The sequence below is a fragment of the Actinomadura sp. 1N219 genome, assembly GCF_044326405.1.
Classification (GTDB): Bacteria; Actinomycetota; Actinomycetes; order Streptosporangiales; family Streptosporangiaceae; genus Spirillospora.
In genome coordinates, this window is sequence record NZ_JBIRAY010000004.1 from 54,844 (window position 1) to 80,144 (window position 25,301).

The 25,301-nt window shown below is 70.3% G+C and carries 22 protein-coding genes; 15 read left to right on the forward strand and 7 right to left on the reverse strand.

The features are described from left to right. The 6 genes from ACH35V_RS15065 to ACH35V_RS15090 all read left to right on the forward strand — a co-directional run bounded on the left by ACH35V_RS15065 (window position 1) and on the right by ACH35V_RS15090 (window position 7,743). Window positions 1-1,632 (forward strand): N,N-dimethylformamidase beta subunit family domain-containing protein, encoded by a 1,632-nt coding sequence (locus tag ACH35V_RS15065; RefSeq protein ID WP_395972806.1) that lies wholly within the window; start codon window positions 1-3, stop codon window positions 1,630-1,632. Next, the gene (locus ACH35V_RS15070; RefSeq protein ID WP_395972807.1) at window positions 1,629-1,988 is read left to right on the forward strand and encodes a cupin domain-containing protein; all 360 of its coding nucleotides are present in this window, start codon (window positions 1,629-1,631) and stop codon (window positions 1,986-1,988) included. The genes ACH35V_RS15065 and ACH35V_RS15070 overlap by 4 nt, the downstream gene beginning before the upstream one ends. Window positions 1,989-2,082: 94 nt before the next feature. Further along, the gene (locus ACH35V_RS15075; protein WP_395972809.1) at window positions 2,083-3,276 is read left to right on the forward strand and encodes a PucR family transcriptional regulator ligand-binding domain-containing protein; all 1,194 of its coding nucleotides are present in this window, start codon (window positions 2,083-2,085) and stop codon (window positions 3,274-3,276) included. Continuing rightward, window positions 3,246-3,554, forward strand: coding sequence for a PucR family transcriptional regulator (locus ACH35V_RS15080; protein WP_395972810.1), 309 nt, complete (start codon window positions 3,246-3,248; stop codon window positions 3,552-3,554). Before ACH35V_RS15075 ends, ACH35V_RS15080 begins: the two co-directional genes overlap by 31 nt. Window positions 3,555-3,745: 191 nt before the next feature. Beyond that, entirely contained in the window at window positions 3,746-5,239 is a 1,494-nt protein-coding gene (locus tag ACH35V_RS15085; protein ID WP_395972811.1) for an APC family permease, read from the forward strand. Further along, a complete protein-coding gene (locus ACH35V_RS15090; RefSeq protein WP_395972812.1) occupies window positions 5,236-7,743 on the forward strand; it encodes a CehA/McbA family metallohydrolase in 2,508 nt (835 codons plus the stop codon). The genes ACH35V_RS15085 and ACH35V_RS15090 overlap by 4 nt, the downstream gene beginning before the upstream one ends. Before the next feature lie 54 nt (window positions 7,744-7,797). On the opposite strand, the gene ACH35V_RS15095 is transcribed toward ACH35V_RS15090, so the two are convergent. The 4 genes from ACH35V_RS15095 to ACH35V_RS15110 all read right to left on the reverse strand — a co-directional run bounded on the left by ACH35V_RS15095 (window position 7,798) and on the right by ACH35V_RS15110 (window position 11,229). Next, complete coding sequence (locus tag ACH35V_RS15095; protein ID WP_395972813.1) at window positions 7,798-8,613, reverse strand: SAM-dependent methyltransferase; 816 nt, start codon at window positions 8,611-8,613, stop codon at window positions 7,798-7,800. A gap of 126 nt (window positions 8,614-8,739) precedes the next feature. Continuing rightward, the gene (locus tag ACH35V_RS15100; RefSeq protein WP_395972814.1) at window positions 8,740-9,660 is read right to left on the reverse strand and encodes a helix-turn-helix domain-containing protein; all 921 of its coding nucleotides are present in this window, start codon (window positions 9,658-9,660) and stop codon (window positions 8,740-8,742) included. 287 nt (window positions 9,661-9,947) lie between these two features. Further along, window positions 9,948-10,301, reverse strand: a complete 354-nt coding sequence (locus tag ACH35V_RS15105; RefSeq protein ID WP_395972815.1) for a hypothetical protein — start codon at window positions 10,299-10,301, stop codon at window positions 9,948-9,950. Continuing rightward, window positions 10,291-11,229 carry an NAD(P)/FAD-dependent oxidoreductase gene (locus ACH35V_RS15110; protein ID WP_395972817.1) on the reverse strand — a complete coding sequence of 313 codons (939 nt, stop codon included), beginning with the start codon at window positions 11,227-11,229 and terminating at the stop codon, window positions 10,291-10,293. Before ACH35V_RS15110 ends, ACH35V_RS15105 begins: the two co-directional genes overlap by 11 nt. Before the next feature lie 92 nt (window positions 11,230-11,321). On the opposite strand from ACH35V_RS15110, the gene ACH35V_RS15115 reads away from it, so the two are divergent. Further along, the gene (locus tag ACH35V_RS15115) at window positions 11,322-11,918 is read left to right on the forward strand and encodes a helix-turn-helix domain-containing protein (RefSeq protein ID WP_395972819.1); all 597 of its coding nucleotides are present in this window, start codon (window positions 11,322-11,324) and stop codon (window positions 11,916-11,918) included. 45 nt (window positions 11,919-11,963) lie between these two features. Then, complete coding sequence (locus ACH35V_RS15120; protein WP_395972821.1) at window positions 11,964-12,911, forward strand: TIGR01777 family oxidoreductase; 948 nt, start codon at window positions 11,964-11,966, stop codon at window positions 12,909-12,911. Window positions 12,912-12,916: 5 nt separating this feature from the next. Here the strand turns inward: ACH35V_RS15120 and ACH35V_RS15125 are convergent, their stop codons facing one another. The 3 genes from ACH35V_RS15125 to ACH35V_RS15135 all read right to left on the reverse strand — a co-directional run bounded on the left by ACH35V_RS15125 (window position 12,917) and on the right by ACH35V_RS15135 (window position 18,022). Further along, window positions 12,917-14,104 (reverse strand): cytochrome P450, encoded by a 1,188-nt coding sequence (locus ACH35V_RS15125; protein ID WP_395972822.1) that lies wholly within the window; start codon window positions 14,102-14,104, stop codon window positions 12,917-12,919. 460 nt (window positions 14,105-14,564) lie between these two features. Beyond that, window positions 14,565-16,199 carry an ABC transporter ATP-binding protein gene (locus ACH35V_RS15130; protein WP_395972824.1) on the reverse strand — a complete coding sequence of 545 codons (1,635 nt, stop codon included), beginning with the start codon at window positions 16,197-16,199 and terminating at the stop codon, window positions 14,565-14,567. Window positions 16,200-16,264: 65 nt separating this feature from the next. Beyond that, on the reverse strand, window positions 16,265-18,022 hold the full coding sequence (locus ACH35V_RS15135; protein ID WP_395972825.1) for an ABC transporter ATP-binding protein: 1,758 nt from the start codon (window positions 18,020-18,022) through the stop codon (window positions 16,265-16,267). A gap of 90 nt (window positions 18,023-18,112) precedes the next feature. Here ACH35V_RS15135 and ACH35V_RS15140 point away from each other — a divergent pair, with 90 nt between their 5' ends. The 7 genes from ACH35V_RS15140 (at window position 18,113) to ACH35V_RS15170 (ending at window position 25,293) form a co-directional block, all read left to right on the forward strand. Then, complete coding sequence (locus tag ACH35V_RS15140; RefSeq protein WP_395972827.1) at window positions 18,113-18,850, forward strand: TetR/AcrR family transcriptional regulator; 738 nt, start codon at window positions 18,113-18,115, stop codon at window positions 18,848-18,850. Between the two features lie 109 nt (window positions 18,851-18,959). Then, on the forward strand, window positions 18,960-19,961 hold the full coding sequence (locus tag ACH35V_RS15145; protein ID WP_395972828.1) for an AraC family transcriptional regulator: 1,002 nt from the start codon (window positions 18,960-18,962) through the stop codon (window positions 19,959-19,961). 163 nt (window positions 19,962-20,124) lie between these two features. Beyond that, window positions 20,125-21,423 (forward strand): hypothetical protein, encoded by a 1,299-nt coding sequence (locus ACH35V_RS15150; RefSeq protein ID WP_395972830.1) that lies wholly within the window; start codon window positions 20,125-20,127, stop codon window positions 21,421-21,423. A gap of 203 nt (window positions 21,424-21,626) precedes the next feature. Continuing rightward, on the forward strand, window positions 21,627-22,541 hold the full coding sequence (locus ACH35V_RS15155) for a hypothetical protein (RefSeq protein ID WP_395972832.1): 915 nt from the start codon (window positions 21,627-21,629) through the stop codon (window positions 22,539-22,541). A 178-nt stretch (window positions 22,542-22,719) separates the two neighbouring features. Next, window positions 22,720-23,202 carry a hypothetical protein gene (locus ACH35V_RS15160; protein WP_395972834.1) on the forward strand — a complete coding sequence of 161 codons (483 nt, stop codon included), beginning with the start codon at window positions 22,720-22,722 and terminating at the stop codon, window positions 23,200-23,202. A 53-nt stretch (window positions 23,203-23,255) separates the two neighbouring features. Next, window positions 23,256-24,410, forward strand: a complete 1,155-nt coding sequence (locus ACH35V_RS15165) for an ABC transporter substrate-binding protein (RefSeq protein WP_395972835.1) — start codon at window positions 23,256-23,258, stop codon at window positions 24,408-24,410. 31 nt (window positions 24,411-24,441) lie between these two features. Beyond that, the gene (locus ACH35V_RS15170; protein WP_395972837.1) at window positions 24,442-25,293 is read left to right on the forward strand and encodes an ABC transporter ATP-binding protein; all 852 of its coding nucleotides are present in this window, start codon (window positions 24,442-24,444) and stop codon (window positions 25,291-25,293) included. Window positions 25,294-25,301: the final 8 nt, after the last annotated feature.

Below are 25,301 nucleotides of genomic sequence, written 5' to 3' on the forward strand. Positions count from 1 at the left end.
ATGGGAGGCACTGTGCACACCACCAAGCCCGCTTTCGCTTGGTCGCCGCGGGGGTGGCCGTCGGAAACGGCGTTCGCCGCCCCGGACGCCGAGGAGGTGTGGTGCTACACCGACCGGTTCTCCTACTTTCCCGGCGAGACGGTCGCCTTCCATCTGAGCGCGAGCGTCCCGGCGTTCACCCTGGAGATCACCCGTGACGGCCTGAACCCGGAGACGGTGTGGCGGCGCGAGGGCGTCACCGCCGGACGGTTCGACGCGCCCGCCGACGCGTACGCGCAAGGGTGCGGCTGGCCCGCCGGTCTCAGGCTGACCGTTCCGGACGATTGGCGTCCCGGGTTCTACATCGTGACCGTCCGGGCGGTGCTCAGCGACGGCGAACTCTGGGAGCGCGAGCACTTCTTCGTGGTCAAGGCCGTACCGGGGCGGCGTCCGAAGGCGGCGCTCGTCCTGACGACGGGCACGATGCTGGCGTACAACGACTGGGGCGGCGCGAACCATTACCGGGGGCTTGGCGACGATCCGCGCGACGACGCCGGAAGCCCGCTGTCGTCCACGCGGCGGCCGATAGCGCGCGGGATGATCCGCAAGCCGGCGGGCGCGCCCCGGGAGGCGAACCACCTCACGCTGCCGATCGGCGGCGCGCCGCGCTACGCGACCTACGAATGGGCGCGCCTGAACGGCTACAGCCGCCACCACGCCGACGCGTTCTGGGCGACGTACGAGCGGCTGTTCGTCCTGTGGGCGGAGCGGCACGGCTACGAACTCGACTACCTCACCCAGCATGACCTGCATGTGGACGAGACCGTCCTCGACGACTACCGCTGCGTGATCGTGGTGGGGCACGACGAGTACTGGAGCTGGGAGATGCGCGACGCCGTCGACCGCTTCGTGGACGGCGGCGGGGGCCTCGCCCGGTTCGGCGGGAACTACCAGTGGCAGGTTCGGCTGAGCGACGACCTGTCGACGCAGTTCTGCTACCGGCTGCCGTCCCTCGACCCCGACACCGCCCGGTCGCCGCGAACCGCCACGACCATGTGGGAAGCCAAGTCAGTGGGACGGCCGGGAGCCGCCACGGTGGGGCTGAACGGGCTCGGCGGCGTCTACACGCGGTACGGGGTCGCCACGCCACGGTCGTCGGGCGGGTTCACGGTTTACCGTCAGCACCACTGGGCGTTCGAGGGGACCGATCTCTACTACGGCGATCAGCTCGGTGCGGCCCCGTCCTTCCTGGCCGCGTTCGAGGTCGACTCGGTCGAGTACACGTTCCGCAGGGGGCTGCCGTACCCGACGTTCGAGGACGGCGCGCCCGAGACCCTGGAGATCCTCGCGATGACCCCGGCGGTGCGCGGCGAGGAGGACCGGTTCGGCGGACGGCTGCCGATGGGCGGGCCCGAGGAGGAGGTGTACGCCTACAACCGGGAGCTGGGCGACGACCTGCCCGACTACGTCCACGAGGGCGGGATGCGCGGCGCCGGGATGATCGCGGCGTTCACGCGCGGGAGTGGAGAGGTCTTCAACGGCGGGTCGACGGAATGGCCGTACGCGCTCCATGCGGGGGATCCGTTCGTCGACCGGATCGTCCGCAACGTCCTCGACCGGTTCCTCGCGGACACCATTACGGACGAGCCGTGAGAATCAGCGATATCGTCCGGCTGTCGCCGGAGACCGGGGTCGCCACGGTGCCGCCCATCGAGGCGTACGAAGTCCTCTCCAGCGAGTGGACGGAGACCGAATATCTCGCGTACGGCGGCCCTGCCAGGGAGTATTCGGGCGGGTATTGGACCGGGGAGCCGGGCGCGGTTCGTATCGACCCGTGGCCGTATGACGAGATCTGCGTGATTCTGAGCGGCCGGGTCGCCGTCGTCGACCTCGACGGCGGCCGGGCGGAATTCGGCGCGGGCGACGCCTTCTTCATTCCGCAGGGATTCGCGGGCGACTGGGTGACCGTCGAACCCACGAGCAAGATTTTCGTCGCCGTCACCCGCTGAACTCGCCGTTTACTCGCTGAACGCGCACCGCCCGCTGAACGCGCTTGGACGCCCTGTTACTCGGCCATAACCGTCCCGCCATTACGGTTGCCCCGTGGTTCCCCTTCGGCTTTTCGTGAACCGGCTGTCGCTGCGGCCGCTGGGCGCCACCGATCCGTCCGGCCGGTGGGTGCGCTGGGTGCACGTCAGCGAACTCGCCGACCCGTCGCCGTTCCTGCGCGGCGGGGAGCTGCTCCTGCTCGCCGGGACCGGGTTCCGTCCCGGCGAGAGCGGCGAGTACGTGCGGCGGCTGGCGGACGCGGGAGTCGAGGCGATCGGGTTCGGGGTGACACCGGTGTTCGACGCCGTCCCGCCGGAACTCGTCGCCGCCTGCGACGAGCACGGCATGGCGCTGCTGGAGGTGCCGCCGCATGTGCCGTTCGCGTCGATCGTCGAACTCCTCCACGCCGAGCTGGTCCGCGCCGAGACCCGCGATCTGAAGCACCTGTCGGACGGCCAGGCCGTGCTGATCAAGGCGGCCGCCGGGCCCGGCCCGCTGCGCGCCGTCGTGGAGCGGCTGGCCGAACTCCTCGGCGGCTGGGTCCTCGTCGTGGACCGCAACCGCGACCGGACGTGGTCCGCCGGGCCGGTCAGGAGGGACGCGGAAGTGACCGCCGCGTTGGAACGTGCCTGCGCGAGCCCCTCGCCGATGAGCGCGGCGCTCGCCACCGCCGACGAGCACGTCGAGATCCAGCGGCTCCTCGGCCCCGCGCCGACCGGTTACGCGATGGCCGTCGCGCGGCGCGGCCCGTTCAGCGTCGCCGACCGGGGCGTGGTCGGCGTCGCGGCGTCGGCCCTGTCGCTGCTGTTCACGGCGCCGTCGGCGGCCGGCTCGCCGGAGGCGCTCGGCGCCGCCGCGGTGGCCGGGCTGCTGCGGCTGCCGACGCTCGCCCGCGCCCTCGCCGGGCCGCTGGACCTCGGCGGGGACGCGTCGTGGCGCGTCGTCCGGGGCCTGCTCACCGAGCCGCCCGGCTCCCGCGAGACGATCATCCAGCGGCTGTCGGCCGCTGGCTGCTCGGCACGCCGTTCGTGGAGCAGGACGGCGACTCCTTCGTCGCGATCGTCCCCGGCGGCGATCCGGTCGACGAGCTGTGCCGGCTCCTGGACGAGGCCGGTCATCTCGCCGGGATCAGCCGTCCGCACCCCGCCGATGATCTCGATCCCGCGTGGGGCGAGGCGGGTTCCGCGCTCGACGGGGCGCGCATCGGCGGCGCGAGCGTGGTCGCCGGGGCCGACCCGCACGGCGTGATGGCGCTCCTCGACTCGGCGCAGGCGGCCCGGCACGCGGACCGGCTCCTCGAACCGCTGGACGGCGCCGGTGCGGCCGGCGAGCTGCTCGGCACGCTGCGGAGCTGGCTGGCGCACCACGGCAACTGGGACCGGACGGCCGCCGACCTCGGCGTGCACCGCAACACCGTCCGGCACCGGCTGGGCCAGATCACCCGGCTGCTCGGCCAGGACCTGAACGACCCGGACGTGCGCATGGAGCTGTGGTTCGCGCTCCGCTGGCGAACCCGGGCCCGTTGATCCGGACCCGCTGACCCGGGCCCGCTGACCCAGGCCCGCTGACCTGGCCGGGACATCGCCCGCAACTGGCCGATGCGTACAACGGGGGCGCTCGGGTGGGGCTGAATGTCCACTTCAGACGCCTGTAACGGATGCATAGCTTGGCCGGAGCGGGCTCACTGAGCTCCCGTTATCTCCGGAGGCGGATGACCATGTCGACAACCTCATCAGGCGGCGACCGCCCGGCGGCGACCGCGGGCCCCGGCCGCCTGGCGGCGAACGCGATGGGGACGAAGGACCTCGTCTTCACGGTCCTCGCCGCGCTGGCGCCCCTGACCCTCATCGTGGCCGTGGCGCCGCTGCACTTCCTGAAGGGCGGCGCGGCCGTCCCGGGCGGCTACCTCGTGGCGGGCGTCGTGATGGCGCTGTTCGCGTCCGGGTTCATGACGATGAGCAAGTACGTCCGCAACGCGGGGGCGTTCTACGCGACGATCGCCCGCGGACTCGGCCGCCCGCTCGGCTCGGGCGCGGCGACGCTGGCGCTGCTCGCGTACAACGCGCTGCAGATCAGCACCTACGGGGCACTCGGCCTCTACGCCGCCGGGACGTTCGAGAAGTACACCGACATGTCCGTGCCGTGGTGGGTGTTCGCGCTGGTGGGGATCGTGCTGGTGGCGTGGCTCGGGTTCCTCGGGATCCAGACCAGCGCGAAGGTCCTCGGCACCCTGCTGATCCTTGAGGTGGCGGTGCTCGCGGTGATGGCGCTGTTCGTCCTCGGGAAGGGCGGCTCCGGCGAGACGACGTTCACGTCCTTCTCCCCCGGGACGGTGTTCACCACGTCCAACGCGGCGATGTTCGGGCTGGTGTTCGGCGCGTTCATGGGGTTCGAGTCCACCGCGATCTTCAGCGAGGAGGCGCGCGGCGGCGTCCGGACGGTGCGGCGCGCGACCTACATCGCGGTGGCGTTCATCGCGATCTTCTACGCGTTCATCACGTGGACGATCGTCCAGGCGATCGGCGCGGACGGCATCGCCGCGGCGGCCGGGCAGGACACCGCCGGGCTGGTCACCGGCGTGTTCGACCAGTACACGCCGGGCTCCGTCACCGCCGTCATGGAGATCCTGCTGCTGACCAGCGCGTTCGCGGCGCTGCTCGCGCTGCACAACGCGGCGAACCGGTACCTGTTCGCGCTCGGGCGAGAGCGGTTGATGCCCGCCCTCTTCGGTCGCACCCACCCGCGCACCCGCTCCCCGTACCTGGCGGGGGCCGCGCAGACCGTGCTGGCGACGGTCGTCGTCGCCGCCTGGGCCGTGTTCGACCTCGACCCCTACCTCGGGCTGCTGCTGTGGGGCAGCACGATCGGCTTCCTCGGGATCATCGCGCTGTGGGCGCTGTGCTGCCTCGCCGTGATCGTCTACCTGCGCCGGAACGCCGTCGAGGACGGGCTGTGGCGGACTCTCATCGCCCCCGGCCTGAGCCTCGTCCTGCTCTGCGTGGTCATCGCCCTCGTCGTCTCCAACATCTCGCTGCTGACCGGCGCGGGCACCGTGACCAACGCGATCCTGCTGGGGTCGTGCGTGATCGCCTTCGCCGCGGGTATCGCCTCGGCCATGTCGCTGCGTTCGCGCGCGCCCGGCCAGTACGCGGTGCTCGCGGAGAAGACCTTCAACGGGACGGACGGCGCCGTCCCGGCCGCCCACCCATGACCTGGGAGCGCGGCTACCGGGCGCTGGACCTGACGGCGTCGTGGAACGCTCCGCTGACCCTGCTGGACGACATGGACGCGTCCTTCACCGGCGAGCGGCGGCTCTACGGCCTGCCGTTCCGCTTCGGCGACGACCTCGACGGCCCGTCCCTCCTGCGCGTGACCGGCGAGGCCGAGATCCCGGTGGACGACGACTGTCACTGGATCCTGTTCGCCCACGCCCTCGAAGAACCGGACGTCTTCGAGGGCGCGCCGGTCGGTTCGGAGGCCGCCCGGTACACGCTCCGGTACGCGGACGGCGGCGCGGAGACGGTCCCGATCCGGCGGAGGTTCGAGATCGGGCCCACGCCGCGGCTGTGGCGGGACCGTCCGATCCCGCTCGACTGGGGCCAGACCCCGTTCCTCGCGCTGCCGGACGCGCAGCACCGGCTGATGCACCGCACCTGCGGACGGTTCGACGCGGCGGGCGCGCGGTTCGTGGACATCGATGACCCGCAGGCCCGCTCCCCCTACGTCCTGCCGCACCGGTTCTACCTGTGGCCGTGGCGCAACCCGCACCCCGGGCGCCGGGTCGCCGCGGTCGAGATCGCCTCCGCCGGACCGGCGGTGCTGATCGGCGCCGTCACGCTGAGCCGGCTGGCGGAGGACCCGTTCGGCCGGACGGTCTCCCGCGACCTGATCTTCACGCTGGCCGACGGCCACGGCTCGGTGGACGAGGACGTCGCGGTGACCGTCGACCGAGGAACCGCCACCTACGCCTACCGGACGGTCGACGACGGCAGCCTGTCCAGCCCGCCCGGCTGGGGCGGCGCGACCAACCCGCGCACCGGTTACGTCAAGGTCGCCGCGACGCCGTCCGCGACCGTGTCCCTCGACGTCGGCGGCACCGGCGGGACGGCCGAGTTCACCTGGGGCGACATCCTCGACAAGGGCCGGATCGTCACCGCGGACGGCACCGAATGGCATCTCCCCGACGCCGGACGAGCCTGGATCAAAGGCACCGTCGTGGACGACGCCACCGGCGAGCCCCTCACCTGCCGCCTGCATTTCCACACCCCCGACGGCGTCCCGCTCGCCCCCTACGGGCACCACGCGCACATCAACTCCGACGGCAACACCTGGAACCTGGACATCGGCGGCGACGTCCGCCTCGGCCAGCGCACCTACGCCTACGTCGACGGCGAGTTCGAGGGCTGGCTCCCCCACGGACGGGTCGTCGTGGAGGCCGCGCGGGGATTCGACTACGTGCCGTTGCGCGAGGAGCTGACGATCCATCCCGGGCAGCGGACGCTCGAACTGCGGCTCAAGCGGTTCCACGACCCGGAGGCGGACGGCTACGTCGCGGGCGACACCCACGTCCATTTCGTCTCCACGCACGGCGCCGAACTGGAGGCGCGCGGCGAGGGCGTGCGGGTGACGAACCTGCTGATGAGCCAGTGGGGCCACCTCTACACCAACACCGAGGACTTCACCGGCCACCCGCACACCTCCGCGGACGGGACGACCCACGTCTTCGCCGGTCAGGAGAACCGGACCGCGATGCTCGGGCACATCAACCTGCTCGGCCTGCGGACGCCCGTCCGTCCCTGGTGCACGGGCGGCGCGGAGGAGTCCGATCTCGGCGGCGGCCTGGAGACGACCCTCGCCCACTGGGCCGACGAGTGCCACGCCCAGGGCGGGACGGTCGTCCTCGCGCACTTCCCCGTCCCGAACGGCGAGGCCGCCGCGCTGATCGCCACCGGCCGGCTGGACGGCGTCGAGATGATCGCCTACGACGACTACAACATCGGGCAGTACTACCGGTATCTCAACGCCGGATACCGCCTGACGCTGGTCGGCGGCACGGACAAGATGAGCAGCGAGGTGCCGATCGGACTCGTCCGCACCTACGCCCGCGTGCCCGACCCGCTGACCATGGACTACTGGGACTGGTGCACCGCCGTCCGGTCCGGCGACACGGTCGTCACGAGCGGCCCGCACCTGCGCCTGTCGGTCAACGGGGCCGCGCCCGGTGCCGTGCTCACCGGTACCGGTGCTGTTCGCGGGGTGGCGGAATTCCACTCGATCTTCCCCGTCGACCGGCTGGAGATCGTCGTCAACGGCTCCGTGGCCGAGTCACGGCACTGGGATTCGGCGACGCAGACCGGTTCCCTCGAATTCGACTTCCCTGTGGACGAGCCGTCCTGGATCGCCGCCCGCTGCTACGGCCCCGGGGAGGGCGTCGCCCGGCATAAGGACGTCTGGGAACGTCCGATCATGGCGCACACGTCGCCGGTGTACGTCGCGTCCGGCGACGCCTACGAGCGGACGGACGAGACCGTCCTCGCCGAGATGCTGCAGCTCATCGACGGTGTCGAGGAGCACGTCCGCGCCCGCGCCAGAACCGCCTGGCCCGGCCGGGTCGACCACCGCCACGGCTCCCCGGACCACGACCGCTTCCTGCTCGACCCCCTGACCGAAGCCAAGCAGACGATCCAGCGGCGCCTGCCGAGCCGACGCCGGTAAACCGGCCGAGGTCCTGGGAAAGACCACCGCGTCCTGAACGGTGCTGGCGACGGGTCAGGGTTTGCGGCCTACGGCGCAGTAGAAGTCCATGCCCCGGTCGGCGTAGAGGGTGCCGGTGTCCGGACGCCATTGGGGCAGCGGCACCAGGCCCGGCTCCAGCAGGTCCAGGTGCTCGAAGAAGCGCTTGAGGCCCTCGGCGCTGCGCATGATGATCGGGGTGGCGCCGCTGTCGTTCCATTTCCGGGCGACCTCGTCCATCGCCTCGGTGTTGGTGTGGTTGCTGGGGCAGGCGATCGCCAGGTGCGAGCCGGACGGGAACGGCTCCAGCACCCGGTTCACGATCGTGTACGCCTCGTCGGTGACGCTGAATTCCAGAATGCCGAGCAGCGTGACCAGAACCGGCTTTGTGAAGTCCAGCGTGCGGCCGGCCTCGGCCAGGATCGCGTCGGGATCGTGGAGGTTCGCGTCGATGAAATCGGTGGCGCCCTCGGACGAGCTGTTGAGCAGCGCCCGCGCGTGCGCCAGCACGACGGGGTCGTTGTCGACGTAGACGACGCGGCTCTCGGGAGCGAGGCGCTGCGCGACCTGGTGGGTGTTGTCCCTTGTGGGGATGCCGGTGCCGATGTCGAGGAACTGCCGCACGCCCTCGCCGATCACATGCCGGACGACGCGTCCGAGGAACTCGCGGTCGGCGCGCGCCCACAGGACGACCTCGGGGATCGTCTCTTCCAATTGGTCGCCCACTTCGACGTCGGCGGGGTAATGGTCCTTTCCGCCGAGCCAGTAGTCCCACACCCGTGCCGGGTGCGCCACGCTCGTGTCGATCTGGATTTCCGGCTCCTGGCCCGGGGCGTACGCATCACCGGTCACGACTTCGCCTCCCAGAGGGGTTTCGGCGGTTCGGGGTCCGCGCGGTGCGGGCCCGTTCATTCTGGCCGCCTTGTTGAAAATCTGCAATCAGATCATCTGTGGCGAAAAATGGCGACGGCGGGGCGTTCAGCGCAATCCGTCGAGGAGCGCCGTCAGGAGGTCGCCGGTGGCGGCGGGCGGGGACGCGTTGACCGACAGCCGGTCCAGGTGGCGTTTGTAGACCGACAGGTCGGCGGCCTTGTCGAGGTAGAGCGCGCTGGTCAGCTGCTCCATGTACACGACGTCCGGCAGGCTCGGCTCGGCGAACCGCAGCAGCGAGAACGGCCCGGCCATCGCCGCCATCGCGCTACGCGCCGCCGGCACGATCTGGAGGGTGACGTCCTGCGTGCCGACCGCGTCGAGCAGCGCGGCGAGCTGGGCGCGCATGACCTCCCGGTCGGCGATGGGACGGCGCAGCGCGGCCTCGTCCACCAGCGCCCACAGCAGCGGCGGGGCGTCGCGGCGCAGGATCCGCTGGCGCCGCATCAGCACGTTGACCCTGCGTTCGATCTCGGTCGCGGACGCCATCGGGTGGCCGAGCCCGAGCGCGGCGCGGGCGTACTCCTCCGTCTGCAGCAGCTCCGGGACGAACCGCGTCTCGTGGACGCGCAGCGCGGACGCCGCCTCCTCCAGCCCGATGTAGACCTCGAACCAGGGCGGCAGGATGTCGCTGTAGCTCTGCCACCAGCCCGGCCGGTTGGCGCGCTCGGCCAGTTCGAGCAGGGGCTCGCGCTCCTCCGCCGCGATCACGCCGTACAGGGTGAGCAGGTCGGCGACGTCGCGCTTCTTGAACCCGACGCGGCCGAGCTCCAGCCTGCTGATCTTGGACGCGGACGCGCGGATGGCCTCGCCGGCGTCCTTGGGCGCGATGCCCCGGCTCTCGCGCAGCCGCCGGAGCTGCCCGCCGAGCAGTATGCGCAGCACCGTGGGGCCGCTCTCGCCGTTCTGGCCGCTCTGACCGTGCTGGCCGCTCGTCTCCGGGCTGCCGTCCGGTTGAAGTGCTTTCACTTCCACTCCCGCCCGCCACTCAACGGCACGTCTCGATTGCACACCGTGATGCCGACAGTAGTACTCATGAGCCGTCCGATAAGTGTCTTCGCCTTCGATGAATGCGCCGAAGCTCGGGGAGTCGTCCGGGAGTCGGAGTTCGGGCAAAGAGGTGGCCGGGCCGCACGGGGGCCACGGCCCGGCCTAATGCTTCTCATCATCCGCCTCTCAGGGCGTTCTGACCAGATGGCCAGGCCATACTTCCTTCGGCAAATTTCATATGGTGACCGCCGGGCATGACGCGGGCGTCACTCCGCCGTCCAGGACCGGAGGACGGTCTCGCCCCGCGGCGACAGGCGATAGCCGGTCTCCAGGCTCTCGGTAAGGCCCAGTTCCTTGAGTGCCAGTTCCTTTTCCAATTCGGCTGGTGACGAGTAACCGGCGCGGCGCAGATCTTCCGAGGTCAGGTCGTCCCGGGAGATCTGCTCGACCGCGTCGATCTCGACTTCCCCGATGGCCGTGCGCAGCCGGGTTCCGGACGGACGGCCGGACGTTTCCAGCGGCGGATCGCCAGCGTGACGCTGCCGTCCGCGATTCCGTCCTTCCCCATCGGACGCCGCCCTTCGGCGGGCTTCCCTCCAGTGTCCAACCTCATCCGGCAAGATTCATCGCGGCCTGGGCGCGGTGTCGGTCGACGGCTTGGGCGACGTCTTCGTCCAGGAGGTCGGTGTTGAGGGCGAAGGCGGCGGCGGAGCCCATGCCGGCGGCGGCGATGACCTGCGCCCGGGAGTCGATGACGTTGCCCGCGGCCCAGACGCCGTCGACGCTGGTCCGGCCGGTGCGGTCGGTGACGACCCAGCCGTCGTCGTCCTTGGCGCAGCCCAGTTGGGTCAGGAATTCGTCCTGCGGGACCATGCGGGGGAAGAGGAAGACGGCGGCGCGCGGGACGGCGCGGCCGTCGGCTAGCTCGACGCCCCGCAGCCGATCGCCGGCGATGGCGAGTTGCTTGACCTCGCCTTCGATGATGCGGATCCCGCGGGCGTCCAGCCGCTCCCGGTCCTGCGCCGTGAGCTCAAGGGTGTGCGGGAAGAAGACGACGTCGTCGCTCCAGTCGCGCAGGAGCAGGGCCTGATGCACGGACGCCGGCTGGGTGCCGAGGACGGCGAGCGGCTGGTCGCGGACTTCGTAGCCGTGGCAGTAGGGGCAGTGCAGCACATCCCTCCCCCACCGTTCGCGCACGCCCGGGATGTCGGGCAGTTCGTCGCGCAGCCCGGTCGCCACGAGGATCCGCCGCGCCTCGATCACCGGCCCGCCCGCCAGGCGGACGGCGAAGCCGTGCTCGATCCGCTCCACCCGGTCCCGGATGAGCCGGACGCCGTACCGCGCGATCTCGGCGCGGCCGAGTTCGAGCAGCGTCGCGGGGGACAGGCCGTCGCGGGACAGGAAGCCGTGCATGTGCGCGGCGGGCGCGTTGCGCGGCTCGTCGGCGTCGATCACCGCGACCCTGCGGCGGGCGCGTCCGAGGAAGAGGGCGGCGTTCAGCCCGGCCGCCCCCGCGCCGATCACCACCACGTCATAGACCTCGTTCATGAGGATCACCTCCACGTCCGAGAGTGCGCGCTGCCTCCCCAGAACGGCAACTTTCGTTGCCATTTCCGGGACACAGAGGTGGAATGTGCGGCATGGACGAAGACTCCCCGATCACCGCCGCGCTGGCCCAGGTCGGCGCCCGCCTCAAGCGCATCCGGACCCAGCGGGGCGTGAGCCTGGCCGCGTTGTCCGAGGCCACCGGCATCTCGAAGAGCACCCTGTCGAGGCTGGAGACGGGCCAGCGCCGCCCCAGCCTGGAGCTCCTGCTGCCCATCTCGCAGGCCCACAAGGTGCCGCTGGACGAGCTGGTCGGCGCGCCGGAGGTCGGCGACCCGCGCGTCCGGATCAAACCCCGCGTCCGCAACGGCCGGACTGTCGTCCCGCTGACCGTCCAGCCGGGGCCGCTGCAGGCGTGGAAGTCGATCATCCCGGCGGAGCACAGCCGTCCCGAGCCGGTCACGCACGAGGGCTACGAATGGCTGTACGTCCTGTCCGGGCGGCTGCGGCTCGTCGTGGCCGGACGGGACCTGGTCATGGGCCCGGGCGAGGCCGCCGAATTCGACACGCGCCTGCCGCACTGGTTCGGCTCCACCGGCGACGGCCCCGTGGAGGTGCTCAACCTGTTCGGCCGCCAGGGGGAACGCATGCACGTCCGCGCAAAGCCGCGCCCCCGGGAGCGCCCTCTTTGAACGCGTTCAACACCTCAGGCTAGGCTGGTCCCCAGGGGGCAGCCGATGAAGATCGTGATTCCCGGTGGAACCGGGCAGGTGGGCGCGATCCTCGACCGCGCCCTCACCGCCGCGGGCCATGACGTCGTCGTCCTGACCAGGAGCCCGCAGCGCGACCGCGAGATCCGCTGGGACGGCGAGACGCTCGGGCCCTGGGCGGCCGCGATCGACGGCAGCGACCTGGTGATCAACCTGGCCGGACGCAGCGTCAGCTGCCGCTACACCCCGGCGAACCTGCGGGCCATGATGGATTCGCGCGTCCACTCCGCCCGGGTCGTGGGCGAGGCGATCGCGGCGGCCGCACGTCCGCCGCGGGTGTGGCTGCAGATGAGCACCGCCACCATCTACGCGCACCGCTTCGACGCCCCCAACGACGAGGCGACCGGCGTGATCGGCGGCGCCGAACCCGGCGTCCCGCGCTACTGGGCCTACAGCGTCGAGATCGCCAAAGCCTGGGAACGCGCCCAGGAGCAGGCTGAGACTCCCGCCACGCGCAAGGTCGCCCTGCGCACCGCGATGGTGATGAGCCCCGACCGCGGCGGCGTCTTCGACTACCTGCTGTGGATGGCGCGGCTCGGGCTCGGCGGGCCGGTCGGGGGCGGCGCGCAGTACGTGTCGTGGATCCACGACCGCGACTTCGTCCGCGCGGTCGAGTTCCTGGCGGAGCGGGACGACCTCTCCGGCCCGGTGAACCTCGCCGCTCCCGGCCCTCTGCCGCAACGTGCGTTCATGCGCGCGCTGCGCGGCGCGTGGGGCGTTCCTGTGGGCCTGCCCGCGACGAAATGGATGGCGGAGATCGGCGCCCTCGTGATCCGCTCCGACACCGAACTCCTACTGAAGAGCCGCCGCGTCGTCCCCGGCCGCCTGCTGGACGCCGGCTTCTCGTTCGCCCACACGCAATGGCCGAAAGCCGCCACCGACCTCGCCCAGCGTGCGCGCGCCGGACGCACCTGAGCAGCTCAGGAGGCAGGCCAGGTCAACGGCAGGGTGTCCAGCCCCAGGACGAGGCTGGCGTGTTCCACGGGCCAGGCTTCGTCCGAGACTCGGTACTCGGGAATACGGCGATGCCATTCCTCCAACGCGATGCGCAACTCCAGCCGCGCCAGGTGGGCGCCGAGGCAGCGATGCGGGCCCGCGCCGAACGCGACGTGCCGGTTGGGCGTCCGGCCGAAGTCGACGGTCTGCGGGTCGGGGAACACGCGGGGGTCGCGGTTGGCCATGGTGAGCGGCAGCATCACCATTTCGCCGGCGCGCATGGGGCAACCGTGGACGTCGACGTCGGCGGTGAGTTTGCGGGCGGGAAGGGCCAGCGAATAGGCGCGGAGAAGTTCCTCGACGGCGTCCGGGATGATGCCGGGTTCGGCGACGATGCGGGCGCGGTCGGCGTCATGCCCGGCCAGATGCCAGAACGAGTACGACAGCTGCGCGGTGACGGTGTCCATTCCGGCCAGGAACAGCAGGACGCAAAGCTGCAGTAGCTCGCCATCGGTGACCGGCCTGCCGTCGACCTCGAACGTGGTCGCGACGCTGACCACGTCGTCACGACGCTCGGCGCGCGTATCGGCCCGGCGTTCGGCGATCAGGTGCTGAAAGCAGGCGGTGACCTCCGCCATGGCCTCGGCCCGTCCCTCGCCGGACGGCGGCGGATGCAGGATCGCGTGCTCCCAATCCAGGAACTCTCCGAGCCTGTCGACCGGCAGACCCATGAATTCCAGGAAAACCGTGGTCGGGAAGCGGCGGGCGAAATCGGCGACGAAGTCACAGGATCCCTTGTCGGCCAGGCCGTCGATCAGGTCCGTGCACCGGCGGCGAATGGCATCCTGCATCGCGGCGGCGCGGGCGGGTGTGAACAGCGGGCGCAGGAGCCTTCGCCAGGTGGTGTGCACCGGCGGATCCAGCATGATCGGGATCCATTGATAGGCGGGATCGGGGTCGATGACGGAGATCGCTCGGCTGGAATGGGACGCGGCGTCCTGGTAGGCGGCGACGATGTCGTCGTACCGGGTCAGCACCCAGAAACCGCGTCCGGCATCGCTGCGGAAAGCCGGGTGGCGCTCGCGGAACTCGTCCAGCAGTGAATGGGTGGTGCCCGCCGGACGCGGCCCGCCGAAAGGGTCGAAGTCGATCTGGGGATGGGGACGGCTCATCGGTGATCTCCTCACGACTCGGGTTCGGTGGAGAGATTGGTGCGATCATGATTGCTGATGAAGAGGGTCGACGTGTTGGCGGTGGTCGTCGGGTTTGTCGTGCTCTCTGGGGTCGTGGGCTTGATCGTTCAGGCTAAAAGGCCGAGGGATGTCGCGAATAGGGTCGCGGTCGGTTTTGGCTCGCAGATCGGTCCCGCGCTCACCGGGCACAGCGAGGGGGTCGCGGCGGTCGCCGTCGGTGTGGTGGACGGACGGACGGTCGCCGTTTCGGCCGGCGACGACGAGACGGTGAGGATGTGGGATCTGGCCGCGGGGAAGCAGATCGGCCGGCCGTTCACCGGGCCTGACAACTCGTTCTCCTCGGTGGCGCTGGGTGAAGCTGAACGGCCGGCCGATCGCCGTTTCCGGCGGGCGGGACAGGACGGTACGGGTGTGGGACCTCGGGCCGCCCTTTTTCTGATCAGGTGGTCAGGGAGATGTTCCAGAAGTCGGCGTAGCGGCCGCTGCGGTGCAGGAGTTCGTCGTGGTCGCCCTTTTCGATGATTCGGCCGGCGTCCAGGAAGATTATTTGGTCGGCTCGTTGGATGGTGCGCATTCGGTGAGCGACTATTACTACTGTTCGGCCTGCCATCAGGCGTTCGATGCCTTCGTGGACGGTCGCCTCGTTCACCGGGTCGAGCGCCGAGGTGACCTCGTCCAGGAGGACGATGGGCGCGTTCTTCAGCAGCGCCCGCGCGATCGAGACGCGCTGGCGTTCGCCGCCCGACAGCAGCGCGCCGCCCTCACCGACGTTCGCCGCCCATCCGCCGGGCAGACGCTCGATGACCTCGTCCAGCCGGGCCGCGGTCACCGCCGCGCGGACCTCGGCGTCGGCGGCGTCGGGACGGCCCAGGCGCACGTTCTCCTCGATGGTGCCGTCGAAGAGGTAGACGTCCTGGAAGACGATGGCTATTTGGGCCATCAATTCCTCGGTTTTGATGGCGCGTACGTCCACGCCTCCTATGCGTACCGCGCCTGCGTCGACGTCGTAGAAGCGGGCCAGCAGTTGCAGCAATGTGCTTTTGCCTGCGCCGGACGGGCCGACGACGGCGAGCCGCGTGCCCTGCGGTACTGAAAGGGATACGTCGTTCAGGACGGTGCGGTCGCCGTGGTCGAAGGTCACGGAGTCGAATTCCAGGTCGTGGCGTTCCGGACGGATCGGTTCGCGGGGTTCGGGGAGCGGTTCCGTGCTCAGGACAGCGTCCAGCCTGGCGAGTTCGGAGCGTGCGCCGCGGAGTTTGCCGCCGATGTCCGACAGCGACAGCAGCGGGTCGGCGCAGCGGGCGGCAAGGACCAGGATCGTCAGGACCTCCGCCGCGCCGATATTGCCGCCCAGCGCTAGGTAGGCGCCCAAGGTCAGGAGGACGGTGAACATCGCCTGCACGGTGACCGTCAGGCCCACCACGCCTGGCAGCGCTGACAGGACGGTGCGGCGGGACGCGCGTTGCAGTTCGCGCAGCGAGTCGTCGAGCAGGCGGAAGCGTTCGGTGGTGCGGCCTCCGGCGCGCAGGACCGGCTGGGCCTGGAGGTATTCGATGACGCGTCCGGTGGCCTCGTGGTCGCGTTCGGCGCGGTCGGCGTCGGCGGCGGTCATGGAGCGTCCCGTCCAGAGCTGGATGGCCGCGACGACCGGGACGGCGACCAGCGCGGCCAGGCCGAGCTGCCAGTTGAACGCCAGCATCACGAGGACGATCGTCAGGGGGGTCACGCAGGCGGAGATGTACGGCGCGAGGAGATGCGCGATCACGGCCATCGCGTCCAGTACGCCGCGGCTGGCCAGGACGGACACCTGCCCGACGCGGCCCGCGCCGTACCAGCCGATCGGCAGCCGCGCCAGATGGTCGCCGAGGCGGTGGTACATGCCGCGCAGCAGCGTCGTCCCGACGCGGAAACCGGACAGGTCGCTGGCGTAGCGCAGCACCGCGTAGAGCGCGACGGCCGTCCCGAAAGCGATCAGCCACGGCCAGGCGTCCTCGGGCGTGCTCCCGAACAGGGCCCGGAGTACCGGGACCAGCAGCGCGTACGACAATCCTTCGACAACGGCGGTTGTCGTCATCAGGGCCACGGTGCGGCGTACTGGGCGGGCGTATTCGGTTCCGAGGACGCGTAGCAACGTTGGGATCATCGGGATTTGTCTCCTTGCAGTACCTCGGCCTCGTCTGGTTGGTGCGTTCGCCAGAACGCGGCGAAATCGCCGTCCTGGGCCAGGAGTTCGGACGGTGTGCCGCGCTCGACGATCGCGCCGTCCTGGAGCATCACGACGGTGTCGGCGTCGGCGATCGTCTCCAGGCGGTGGGCGATGACCAGGACGGTCTTGTCGCCGTCCAGCGTCGCCAGGGCCCGGCGCACCGCCTGCTCGGTGTGCGGGTCGGCGAACGCGGTCGCCTCGTCGAGGACCAGGACGGGCGCGTCGGCGAGCAGCGCGCGGGCGATCGAGATCCGCTGCGCCTCGCCGCCTGACAGCCCGGCCTCGTCGCCGAGCACCGTGTCGTAGCCGCGCGGCAGCTCCAGGATCCGGTCGTGGACGTTCGCCAGCCGGGCTGCGCGGACCACGTCGTCGATGTCGGCGTGCGGGACGGCCAGCGCGATGTTCTCCGCGACCGATGCGCGCAGGAGGCGGACGTCCTGGAAGACGAACGAGACCGTCCGGTAGAGGTCGCGGGCGGCGATCTCGCGGAGGTCGGCGCCGCCCAGGACGACCGAGCCGTGGGTCGGGTCGAAGAACCGCGGCAGGAGCTGGACGAGCGTGGATTTCCCGCTGCCCGACGGGCCGACGATCGCCGTCACCGTCCCGGGTTCGAGGACGAGGTCGATCCCGCGCAGCACCTCCTGACCGGCCTCGTAGCCGAATCGGACGTCGCGCAGTTCCACCCTGTGCCCTTGGGGTGTGGCTGCATTCGCGGGCTCCGGCAGCGACTCCACTGAGAGGACGTCCCGGATCCGGCCCACCGCGCGCCGGGCGGCCTGCATGTCGTCGAAGCCGTGGCCGAGGGCCGCCACCGGAGCGGTCAGGCCCAGGCCGAGCAGCAGGAACGGCAGCAGGTCCGCCGGAGCCAGGCCGCCGCCCGTGATCAGGGCCGCGCCGCCGATCAGCACGACCAGCAGGACGAACGGCGGCGACACTGCCAGCTGCATCCCCGCGGCGATCGGGGACAGGCCGCGCACCCAGCGGTAGAAGGTCGCGACGAAGTCGTCCACGGCGGTGAGGAAGCGGCGGTGCGCGCGGCCGGACCCGCCGAACGCCTTGACCACCGCGATGCCCTGGACGAACTCGACCGCCGAACTCGAAATCCGTCCCATGGCCTCGTCGAACTCCTTCTGCTCGCGCAGCCGGGCCGAGGTCATCATCAGCGGGACGAGCGCCACCGCAAGCACCACCGGTATCAGCGTGATGAGGGTGAGCCGCCAGTCGACGGTGAACAGGTAGACCAGCGACACGAGCGGCACCACGAACGCGGCGACCAGCTCGCCGGGGGCGTGGGCGATGAACGGGTGCACGGCGGCCACGTCCTCCCCGACGACCTTCGCCAGCTCGCCGGTCCGGCGCCGGGAGAACCAGCCGATCGGGACGCGTCCCAAGCTCATGGCCAGTTGGCGGCGGAACGAGAGTTGGACTTGGCCGTCCAGCATGTGCCCGATGCCGGACGACGCGGCCGTGCACAGCAGCCGGACGAACAGCCCGGCCGCGCCCGCGATCACGGCTGTCCAGACATGGCCGTCCTCGATCGGGCCGGGTTCCAGCAGCGTGCGGCCCAGTTCGACGACCGCCAGCAGCGGCGCCAGGCCCGCGACGGCCCCGATGACCTGAAGGATCACGACGGCCGCGAAACTCCACGCGTGGGGGCGCAGCAGCCCGGCCGTGCTCGACTTTCGGAACATGTTCCTAAAGTACATCACGCAGGGCGGACGTCGAATGCCCGCACGCACGCCGATGTCACCGAAGCGCGCCGCGGGCAGCATGATGGGACGGTGCCAGCACAACGAGAACGGCCGCCCACCGCATCGTCGGGCGGCACGGCGTCATCCGGGCGCGCGGCGTCGTCCGGGCGGACCGGTCGGCCGCCGGCGACCTCGCGGGCCCAGATCCTGGCGGCCGCCCGCCGGCTCATCGACCGCGACGGCTGGGAGGCGCTGACCATCCGCCGCCTGGCGGCCGAGACCGGCGTCGGGGCGACGACCCTGTACCACCACGTCCGGGACAAGGACGACCTGATCGTCCAGCTCGTCAACGAGCACGTCGACCAGGTCGCGCGCCCCGAGCTGCCCGGCGACCCGCGAGACCGGATCATCGTCGCCTGGACGACGATCCACGACGCGCTCGCGGGCTGGCCGTGGGGCGCGGAGGTCCTCACGTCCGACGGTTTCCTCGCGCGCCTCGGCGATTCCGCGCTGTGGTTCGTGGAGACCATCGTGGGTGGCGCGGTCGATTACGGATGCACGCGCCTCCAGGCCGTCGACCTTTTCCGGAGCATCTGGTACTACACCGTGGGGGAAATACTCGTCCGCGCGCACACCGTCCGGCGGAGGGACGAGATCGGCGACGCGGACCGTGAATTCAGTCTCCGCGCATTGGACCCGTCCCACTATCCGCATCTGACCGCCATTGGCGACCAATGGCCCGCACGCGCCTCCCTCGACCTCTACCCCCAGGTCCTCCACATCCTGGTCGACGGCCTCCTGGCCCAGGCCACGACCGAAACCCCCTAGGGACCCGCTCGCCTGCTCGTGGTGAATGCGTCGTGGAGTCTTGCCGGTGATCGGCGTGCGTCTGGTAGAATTTTTCGCTGAATATCGGGCCTAGTGTCATGGCGGCAGCATGGCTGATTCAGTCCTCCCGGCAGTTCCCTCGCTGCCCTGGAGATTCAGCACCCGCACACTTGATCTTGACGAGGCCAGCGAGCAGGGCGGCCGAACGTACTATCCGCTGCGGATGGACGTTCTCAGCAGGTCCGAACGATTCCGGATGTCGATCGACGCCATGCAGCTCGGGCCGATCCTGGTGGGAGACTGCCGGTTCGACGCCGACATCAGGATGGACTTCGCCGAACTTCACCGGTTCTACCACTTCAACATTCCGTTGTCGGGCCACCTGGACTCCAAGAACCTGGGGAATGAGATCACGTCGACCCCGCAGCGGGCCGTGGTGTACGGACCGGCCGGGAACATTCAGCTGAGCCGGTGGAGCGCCGGCAGCCGCATCCTGTGCGTCAAGATCAGGCGCGAGGCGCTGGAGTCGGAACTGGAGCGCCTCCTGCAACGGCCCATTCGGTCACCGATCGGGCTCGCCCCTTCAATGGACCTGACCCGGGGCTACGGGCGGATTCTGCGCGATCTGGCATGCATGCTCGCCGGGCAGATCGGGCATGAGGAGCCCCTGGCGCGGCAGGAGATCATCGGTGCGCCGCTCTGGCACAGCATGCTCTCCCACCTGCTGGCGGCGGCGGACCACCGCTACCGGGAGGAACTGCTCAGCCCCGGGACGCCGTGCCGGCCTCCGGCGGTCAAGCGAGCCATCGACGCGATGCGGGATTCGCCGGAGGCTCCTTTCAGCGCGGCCGAGCTCGCCGAAATCGCGGGCGTCAGCATCCGGACGCTCCAAACGGCATTCCAGACCCACCTGAACATGTCGCCGATGGCCTACCTGCGCAACGTGCGGCTAGAGCGGGTGCACGCGGAACTTGTGACTTCTGAGCCGTCCTATACGAGTGTCACCGAGGTGGCACACCGATGGGGATTTAATCATTTGGGACGATTTGCCGCCGCCTACGGCCGGAAGTACGGAGCCCACCCTTCCGAAACTCTGCGATCGGCCAAATGATCGCCTGCGCGAACCGGCCAGCCGCCGCGTAAAGGGGATCGCGGTGCCGCGAGTGCGGCCTTATCGTCACGATGACGACCCGGATCGGGGCGTCGGATGTGAATGGTCGCGTTCGGCGCGCCGATGATCGTTTCAGGAGTTCACCGAGTTCAGGGACAGGTACATGGTCGCGGGTATTCTGGTCGTTCTGTTCGTTCCGCTCGTCTTGCTGTTCATCGGGTTCGCCGTGCGCCGGTTTCAGCCCAGTCGCCGTCCGAATCCCCGGCTCGGCATGGACGCCCTCGCCGCGAACGTGCCGACGTTCAAGATCGTGGCGCTCGGCCTTCAGGGTTCCGGCAAGACGCTGCTCTTGTCGAGCATGTACCAGCAGTTGCTGATGCCGACTCCGTCGCGGAGCTATTACCTGGTGACCTCGCACGAGGACTCCGCCAGGCTGCGCGAGCAGTTCTGCATCATGGCCGATTCCTCACGGCCGGACGGCTGGCCTGAGGGGACGACTCAGAGCCAGACACGCCATTACAAGTTCTCGGTGCAGACGCAGACGGCGGGTGATCCGCTCGAGGTCCTGCGGCTCGACTACCTCGAATATCCGGGGGAACTCCTCACGGATACCCGGCCTGCGTCCGCCGAGGCGCAGCAACGGTTTCACCAGGACGTCAAGGCAGCGGACGCGCTCATCTGCATCCTGGACGGCCAGGTCATCCTGGAACAGCGGCGCGAAACCTCGGGCCGCTGGTCCGGCCTGGACAACGCGCTGAGCGTTCTGGTGGAGAACCTGAGAGCGTCCCGCGGCCCGATCACGTTCGTGATCACCAAGTGGGATCTGTTCGGCGGCGACGTCGACGATGACCAGACGAAGCTGCAGGAGGTCAGCGATCTGCTGATGTCGAACGACCAGTTCAGGCAACTGCTGATCCTCAAGGGAGGACGGCGTATCGTTCGGCTGATCCCGGCCAGCGCCGTGGGCACGGGATTCGCGCGGCTCGACGCGTCCGGCCGGGTCGTGAAGATCGCGAACCGGCCGGCGCAGCCGACGAACGTCGACGTCCCGCTGTCGGCGGTTGTGCCGGACGTCTTCGCGCAAGCAGAGGCGACGCTCCGCGCCGAACTGCGGGCCCAGCTCGCCGCCGAATACGCGGCGCACCTGCGCATCCCCCCGTGGCAGCGTCTCTACACGGTGCTCGACTTGGCCAGCCGTCCCGCCACCGGAGCGGTCCTCCAGGCGTTCGGCGGGAACATCGGCGCGGCGGTCGGCGGCACCACCGTCGAACTGCTGCTCAGCCGGCGCGCGGAGCCGTTCCAGGCATGGCAGGCGGAGGTGCAACGGGAACTGAGCGATGCAGAGCGCCGCGAGGCGGCGTTCGCCGAAGCGCGCACGAGGGTGATTAAGGACATGCAGGACAGGGTGGACGAGATCGAGACCCGTCTGCCGGCCAGCCTGCTGACGCCCCACCCCGGCTGATGGCGGGCGGGAACGGGCGACTTGCCTGGCCGTTTCTGATAGCTCGCGGCCGGCACTCGGGTTATCAGACGCTGGTCTGCCCGGAGCCTCTGGCCGCCGATGGCGCGTACGGGATCCTGGAACGAGAAATCGAACCCAATCCCGACCGCGACGCGCACGCGACCTTGGAACTGCGCACGAAAGACGGCCGCACTTTCACGGCGGTGCACCTCAGCCACGTCGCGTCCACCGAGGATCTCGGGGACGCCGAGGCACGCGATGTTCACGGAAGGCCGCTGCTCCTCATCTTCGGAATCCTGTGGGAGCGGGCGGCGCTCGTGCGTGAACTCAGCACCGCGGACGTCGACTTCGCCCTCCAGACCGCGCTCACCGCATACCGCCGGTTCTTGGACGACGAGGAGCATTACAGCCTCGCCGTGCCCCAGCCATTCCCGACAAGCTCCACCATCGAAACCGTGGCCCCCGTCGCCGTCGGCGCGGCCGAAAAGACTCCAGAGCCGACTCGACTTCAACACGGCTTGCGCTGGCAGCGGGCCCTCGTCCCGGCCGCTTTCGTGGCAGGAACGGCCGCGTTGGTCACGGCGGCAATGGTGTACATGGGAGGGGACCCGGAACCACCCCCGGCCTCCCGTCCAGGCACCGTTGTGCTTCACGACGAGAGTGGCGAGATCTCCGTCTCGGTGCCGGGCACCTGGAAGCAGGACGCCGGCGAACAGACCTGGTCGCCCGCGGCCTCCCGGGTCGCCGACCGCGAGAAACGTCCGGTGCTGCGCGCGTCCACCGACCCGACCAGGTTCCGCGACCCGGGCCATGGCAACAGCGGGATCTTCATCGGGCTCACCACCGCGAAGAATCCGGTCCCGGCCGCACCGGCGGATCATGAGCGCGCGGACAACGGCGGCTGCACCGCGGTCAAGCCCCGGACGAAGACCGTCGGCTCCCTCACCTTCACGATCACCCGGTGGAAGGGCTGCCGGGTCGGCGTGCCGGTGATCGACGAGGTCCGGGCGGTCGACGCCTCGAAGCCCTTCGGCGCCTGGATCCGGATCAAGCAGGCCGAGGACGCGCAGGACGTCACCGACCAGATCCTCGACACGGTGCGGCTGGCCGCCCCCTAGCGATATCCGGCGCCGGGGGACGCCTGCTAGCCGAGGACGGCCGTCCCGCTCCCGCCCCCCGCGTGGGTGGAACGGTCCGGATTTTGCGTTTTGCCCTATTGACTCCCTGCTGAATGTGTCCTTATCGTTCCGGCAACAGGAACGACGTATCGCTCAGCAGAACGAAGGAGTGCGATCAGTGGGCAGCAGGAGCCTCGGGGCGGCGAGCGCCCTCGTCGACAGGTACCTGCAGCTTTGCGAGGACCGGCGGCTGGACGAGGCGGGCGCGCTCCTCGCCCCGGGCGCGCGGCTCGTGTTCCCCGGAAAGCGGGTCTACGCCACGCTCCCGGAAATGGTCGCCGCGTCCGCCGGCCGGTACCGCTGGGTCCGGAAGGAGCGGGAGCGCTACTTCGAGGGCACCACGAACGGCGGCGCGAACAGCGGCGCGAACGGAGCCGGAGACGGAGACGGCAGCGCGGACGGGGGCGGCGCGCTGACCGTCACCTCGCTCGGCACCCTCTACGGCGAAGACCCGGCCGGACGGCCCTTCTCGGGCGTGCGGTACGTGGACGTGTTCGTCCTGCGTGACGGGCTGATCGCCGAGCAGCACGTGTACAACGACCTCGCGGTCGCCGGCATCGGAGCAGCGCCGGCGGCGGAGGAACCCGGGACGCCCGCCTGACGGGCGCGCCTCGGCAGAGACCCTTGTCAACTCGCCCCATCGAGGTCCCGACCATGAAGAGCACCCCCCGCACGAGCACCCCCCGCACGAGCGCCTCCCGAACGACCGCCTCCCGAACGACCGCCGCCGCGCTCGCCGTGTCGACCGCCGCCGCGCTCGCGCTGACCGCCTGCGGCGGCGACTCCGGCGGCGACTCCGGCAACGAGATCACCGTCGCCTTCGCCGGGGCCGTCAACGCCCCCAAGGAGGACGTCGCCACCTACGCGGTGGCCAAGGACCAGGGCTTCCTCGACAAGGAGAAGCTGAAGGTCAAGACCATCAACGCGGACGGGTCGTCCGCCGCGATCCAGGCGGTGACCTCGCGCAGCGCGGACATCACCGCGGCCGACGTGGGCTCCATCCTGGCCGCCAAGGAGAAGGGCGTGCCGATCAAGGCGATCGGCGGGCTCGTGCAGAACTGGCCGTGGCGGATCGCGGTGAAGCCGGACAGCCCGATCAAGTCCGGGACGGACCTCAAAGGCAAGAAGATCGGCGTGATCAGCCTCGCGTCCGGCTCGGCCCCCTACGCGCGGGCGTTCGCCAAGGACGCGGGCCTGGACGGGCAGAAGGACGTCGACCTGCTGCCGGTCGGCATCGGCACCCCGGCCGCGTCCGCGCTCAACACCGGCAAGGTGGACGCGCTGGCCCTCTACACCGCCCCGTACGCGGCGATCGAGAACTCCGGCACCAAGCTCCGGTACCTGCCGAACTCGGCCGCCTTCCAGGGCATCCGCTCGCTCACCTTCGCGGCGCGCGAGGACACGATCAAGAAGAAGAAGGACGCGCTGACCCGCTACCTGCGGAGCGCCTACCAGGGGATCCTCTTCTCGTCCGTCCAGCCGAAGGGCGCGATGCAGATCGGGTTCAAGACGTTCCCGGCGATGCTGTCCGGCCAGTCGGCCGAGCAGCGGCTGGACGGCGACACGAAGGTGCTGCAGAGCTTCCTCGACAGCGCGACCCCGGCGCAGGGCGAGCCGGAGACGTTCACCAACTGGGGCGCGATCAGCGACGCCGAGTGGAACAAGACCATGGCCTACACCAGGTCCGCCGGCCAGATCACCGAGAACATCCAGATCTCCGACGCCTGGGATCCCAGCCTGCTCGCGGCCGCCAACCAGTTCGACGGGGCGCAGGTGATCTCCAAGGCGAAGGCGTACGGCCCGAAGTAGCGGATCCGGAAGATCGTCCGAAGGAGAGTTCATGGCCAGCAGAACCCTCGGCCGGCGCCAGGCCGCCGCCCGAGCCGGGGCCCGGCCGGAGGCCAAGGCCCCGGCCGACGAGGGCTCCTGGATCGAGGTGGCCGGGCTGGAGAAGGTGTACCGGCCGCGCAGGTCGGAGCCGACGCACGCGCTGTCCGACATCGACTTCACGATCAAGCGCGGCGAGTTCGTCTCGGTCGTGGGCCCCTCGGGCTGCGGGAAGACGACGCTGCTGAAGATCCTGGCCGGGCTGATCCCGAAGACGGACGGGACGGTCCGGGTCGCGGGACGCGACGTCAGCGGCCCGCTGCCCGAGGTCGGGATGGTCTTCCAGGCGGCGACCCTGCTGCCGTGGCGGACGATCCTGCAGAACGTCATGGTCCCGGTCCAGGTGCAGCGGCTGAACGTCCGCGAGTACCGGGAGCGCGCCGAGGACCTGCTGAAGATGGTCGGCCTGGAGGACTTCGCGGGCAAGTACCCGCACGAGCTGAGCGGCGGCATGCAGCAGCGGGCCGGCATCTGCCGGGCGCTGGTGCACAACCCGGCGGTCCTCCTGATGGACGAGCCGTTCGGCGCCCTGGACGCGATGACCCGCGAATACATGAACGTCGAGCTGCTGCGGATCTGGCGGGAGAGCGGGCAGACCATCGTGTTCGTCACGCACTCGATCTCCGAGGCGGTCTTCCTGTCCGACCGGGTCGTCGTGCTCAGCCCCCGGCCCGGCCGCATCGCCGAGATCGTCGACATCGACCTGGGCCGTCCGCGCGACCTCGGGATCGTGTCCTCGGACGCGGCGGGCGTCTACGTGAAGCGGATCCGCGAGCACTTCAGCGCCGCCGGCGTCATCGATTGACGAGGTCC

Bases quoted from the DNA above. Each gene is read 5' to 3' on its own strand.
- ACH35V_RS15135 (WP_395972825.1), bottom strand. From the start codon at position 18,022: ATGTTCCGAAAGTCGAGCACGGCCGGGCTGCTGCGCCCCCACGCGTGG.
- ACH35V_RS15125 (WP_395972822.1), bottom strand. From the start codon at position 14,104: ATGAGCCGTCCCCATCCCCAGATCGACTTCGACCCTTTCGGCGGGCCG.
- ACH35V_RS15130 (WP_395972824.1), bottom strand. From the start codon at position 16,199: ATGACGACAACCGCCGTTGTCGAAGGATTGTCGTACGCGCTGCTGGTC.
- ACH35V_RS15110 (WP_395972817.1), bottom strand. From the start codon at position 11,229: ATGAACGAGGTCTATGACGTGGTGGTGATCGGCGCGGGGGCGGCCGGG.
- ACH35V_RS15115 (WP_395972819.1), top strand. From the start codon at position 11,322: ATGGACGAAGACTCCCCGATCACCGCCGCGCTGGCCCAGGTCGGCGCC.
- ACH35V_RS15085 (WP_395972811.1), top strand. From the start codon at position 3,746: ATGTCGACAACCTCATCAGGCGGCGACCGCCCGGCGGCGACCGCGGGC.
- ACH35V_RS15065 (WP_395972806.1), top strand. From the start codon at position 1: ATGGGAGGCACTGTGCACACCACCAAGCCCGCTTTCGCTTGGTCGCCG.
- ACH35V_RS15165 (WP_395972835.1), top strand. From the start codon at position 23,256: ATGAAGAGCACCCCCCGCACGAGCACCCCCCGCACGAGCGCCTCCCGA.
- ACH35V_RS15120 (WP_395972821.1), top strand. From the start codon at position 11,964: ATGAAGATCGTGATTCCCGGTGGAACCGGGCAGGTGGGCGCGATCCTC.
- ACH35V_RS15170 (WP_395972837.1), top strand. From the start codon at position 24,442: ATGGCCAGCAGAACCCTCGGCCGGCGCCAGGCCGCCGCCCGAGCCGGG.
- ACH35V_RS15145 (WP_395972828.1), top strand. From the start codon at position 18,960: ATGGCTGATTCAGTCCTCCCGGCAGTTCCCTCGCTGCCCTGGAGATTC.
- ACH35V_RS15150 (WP_395972830.1), top strand. From the start codon at position 20,125: ATGGTCGCGGGTATTCTGGTCGTTCTGTTCGTTCCGCTCGTCTTGCTG.
- ACH35V_RS15090 (WP_395972812.1), top strand. From the start codon at position 5,236: ATGACCTGGGAGCGCGGCTACCGGGCGCTGGACCTGACGGCGTCGTGG.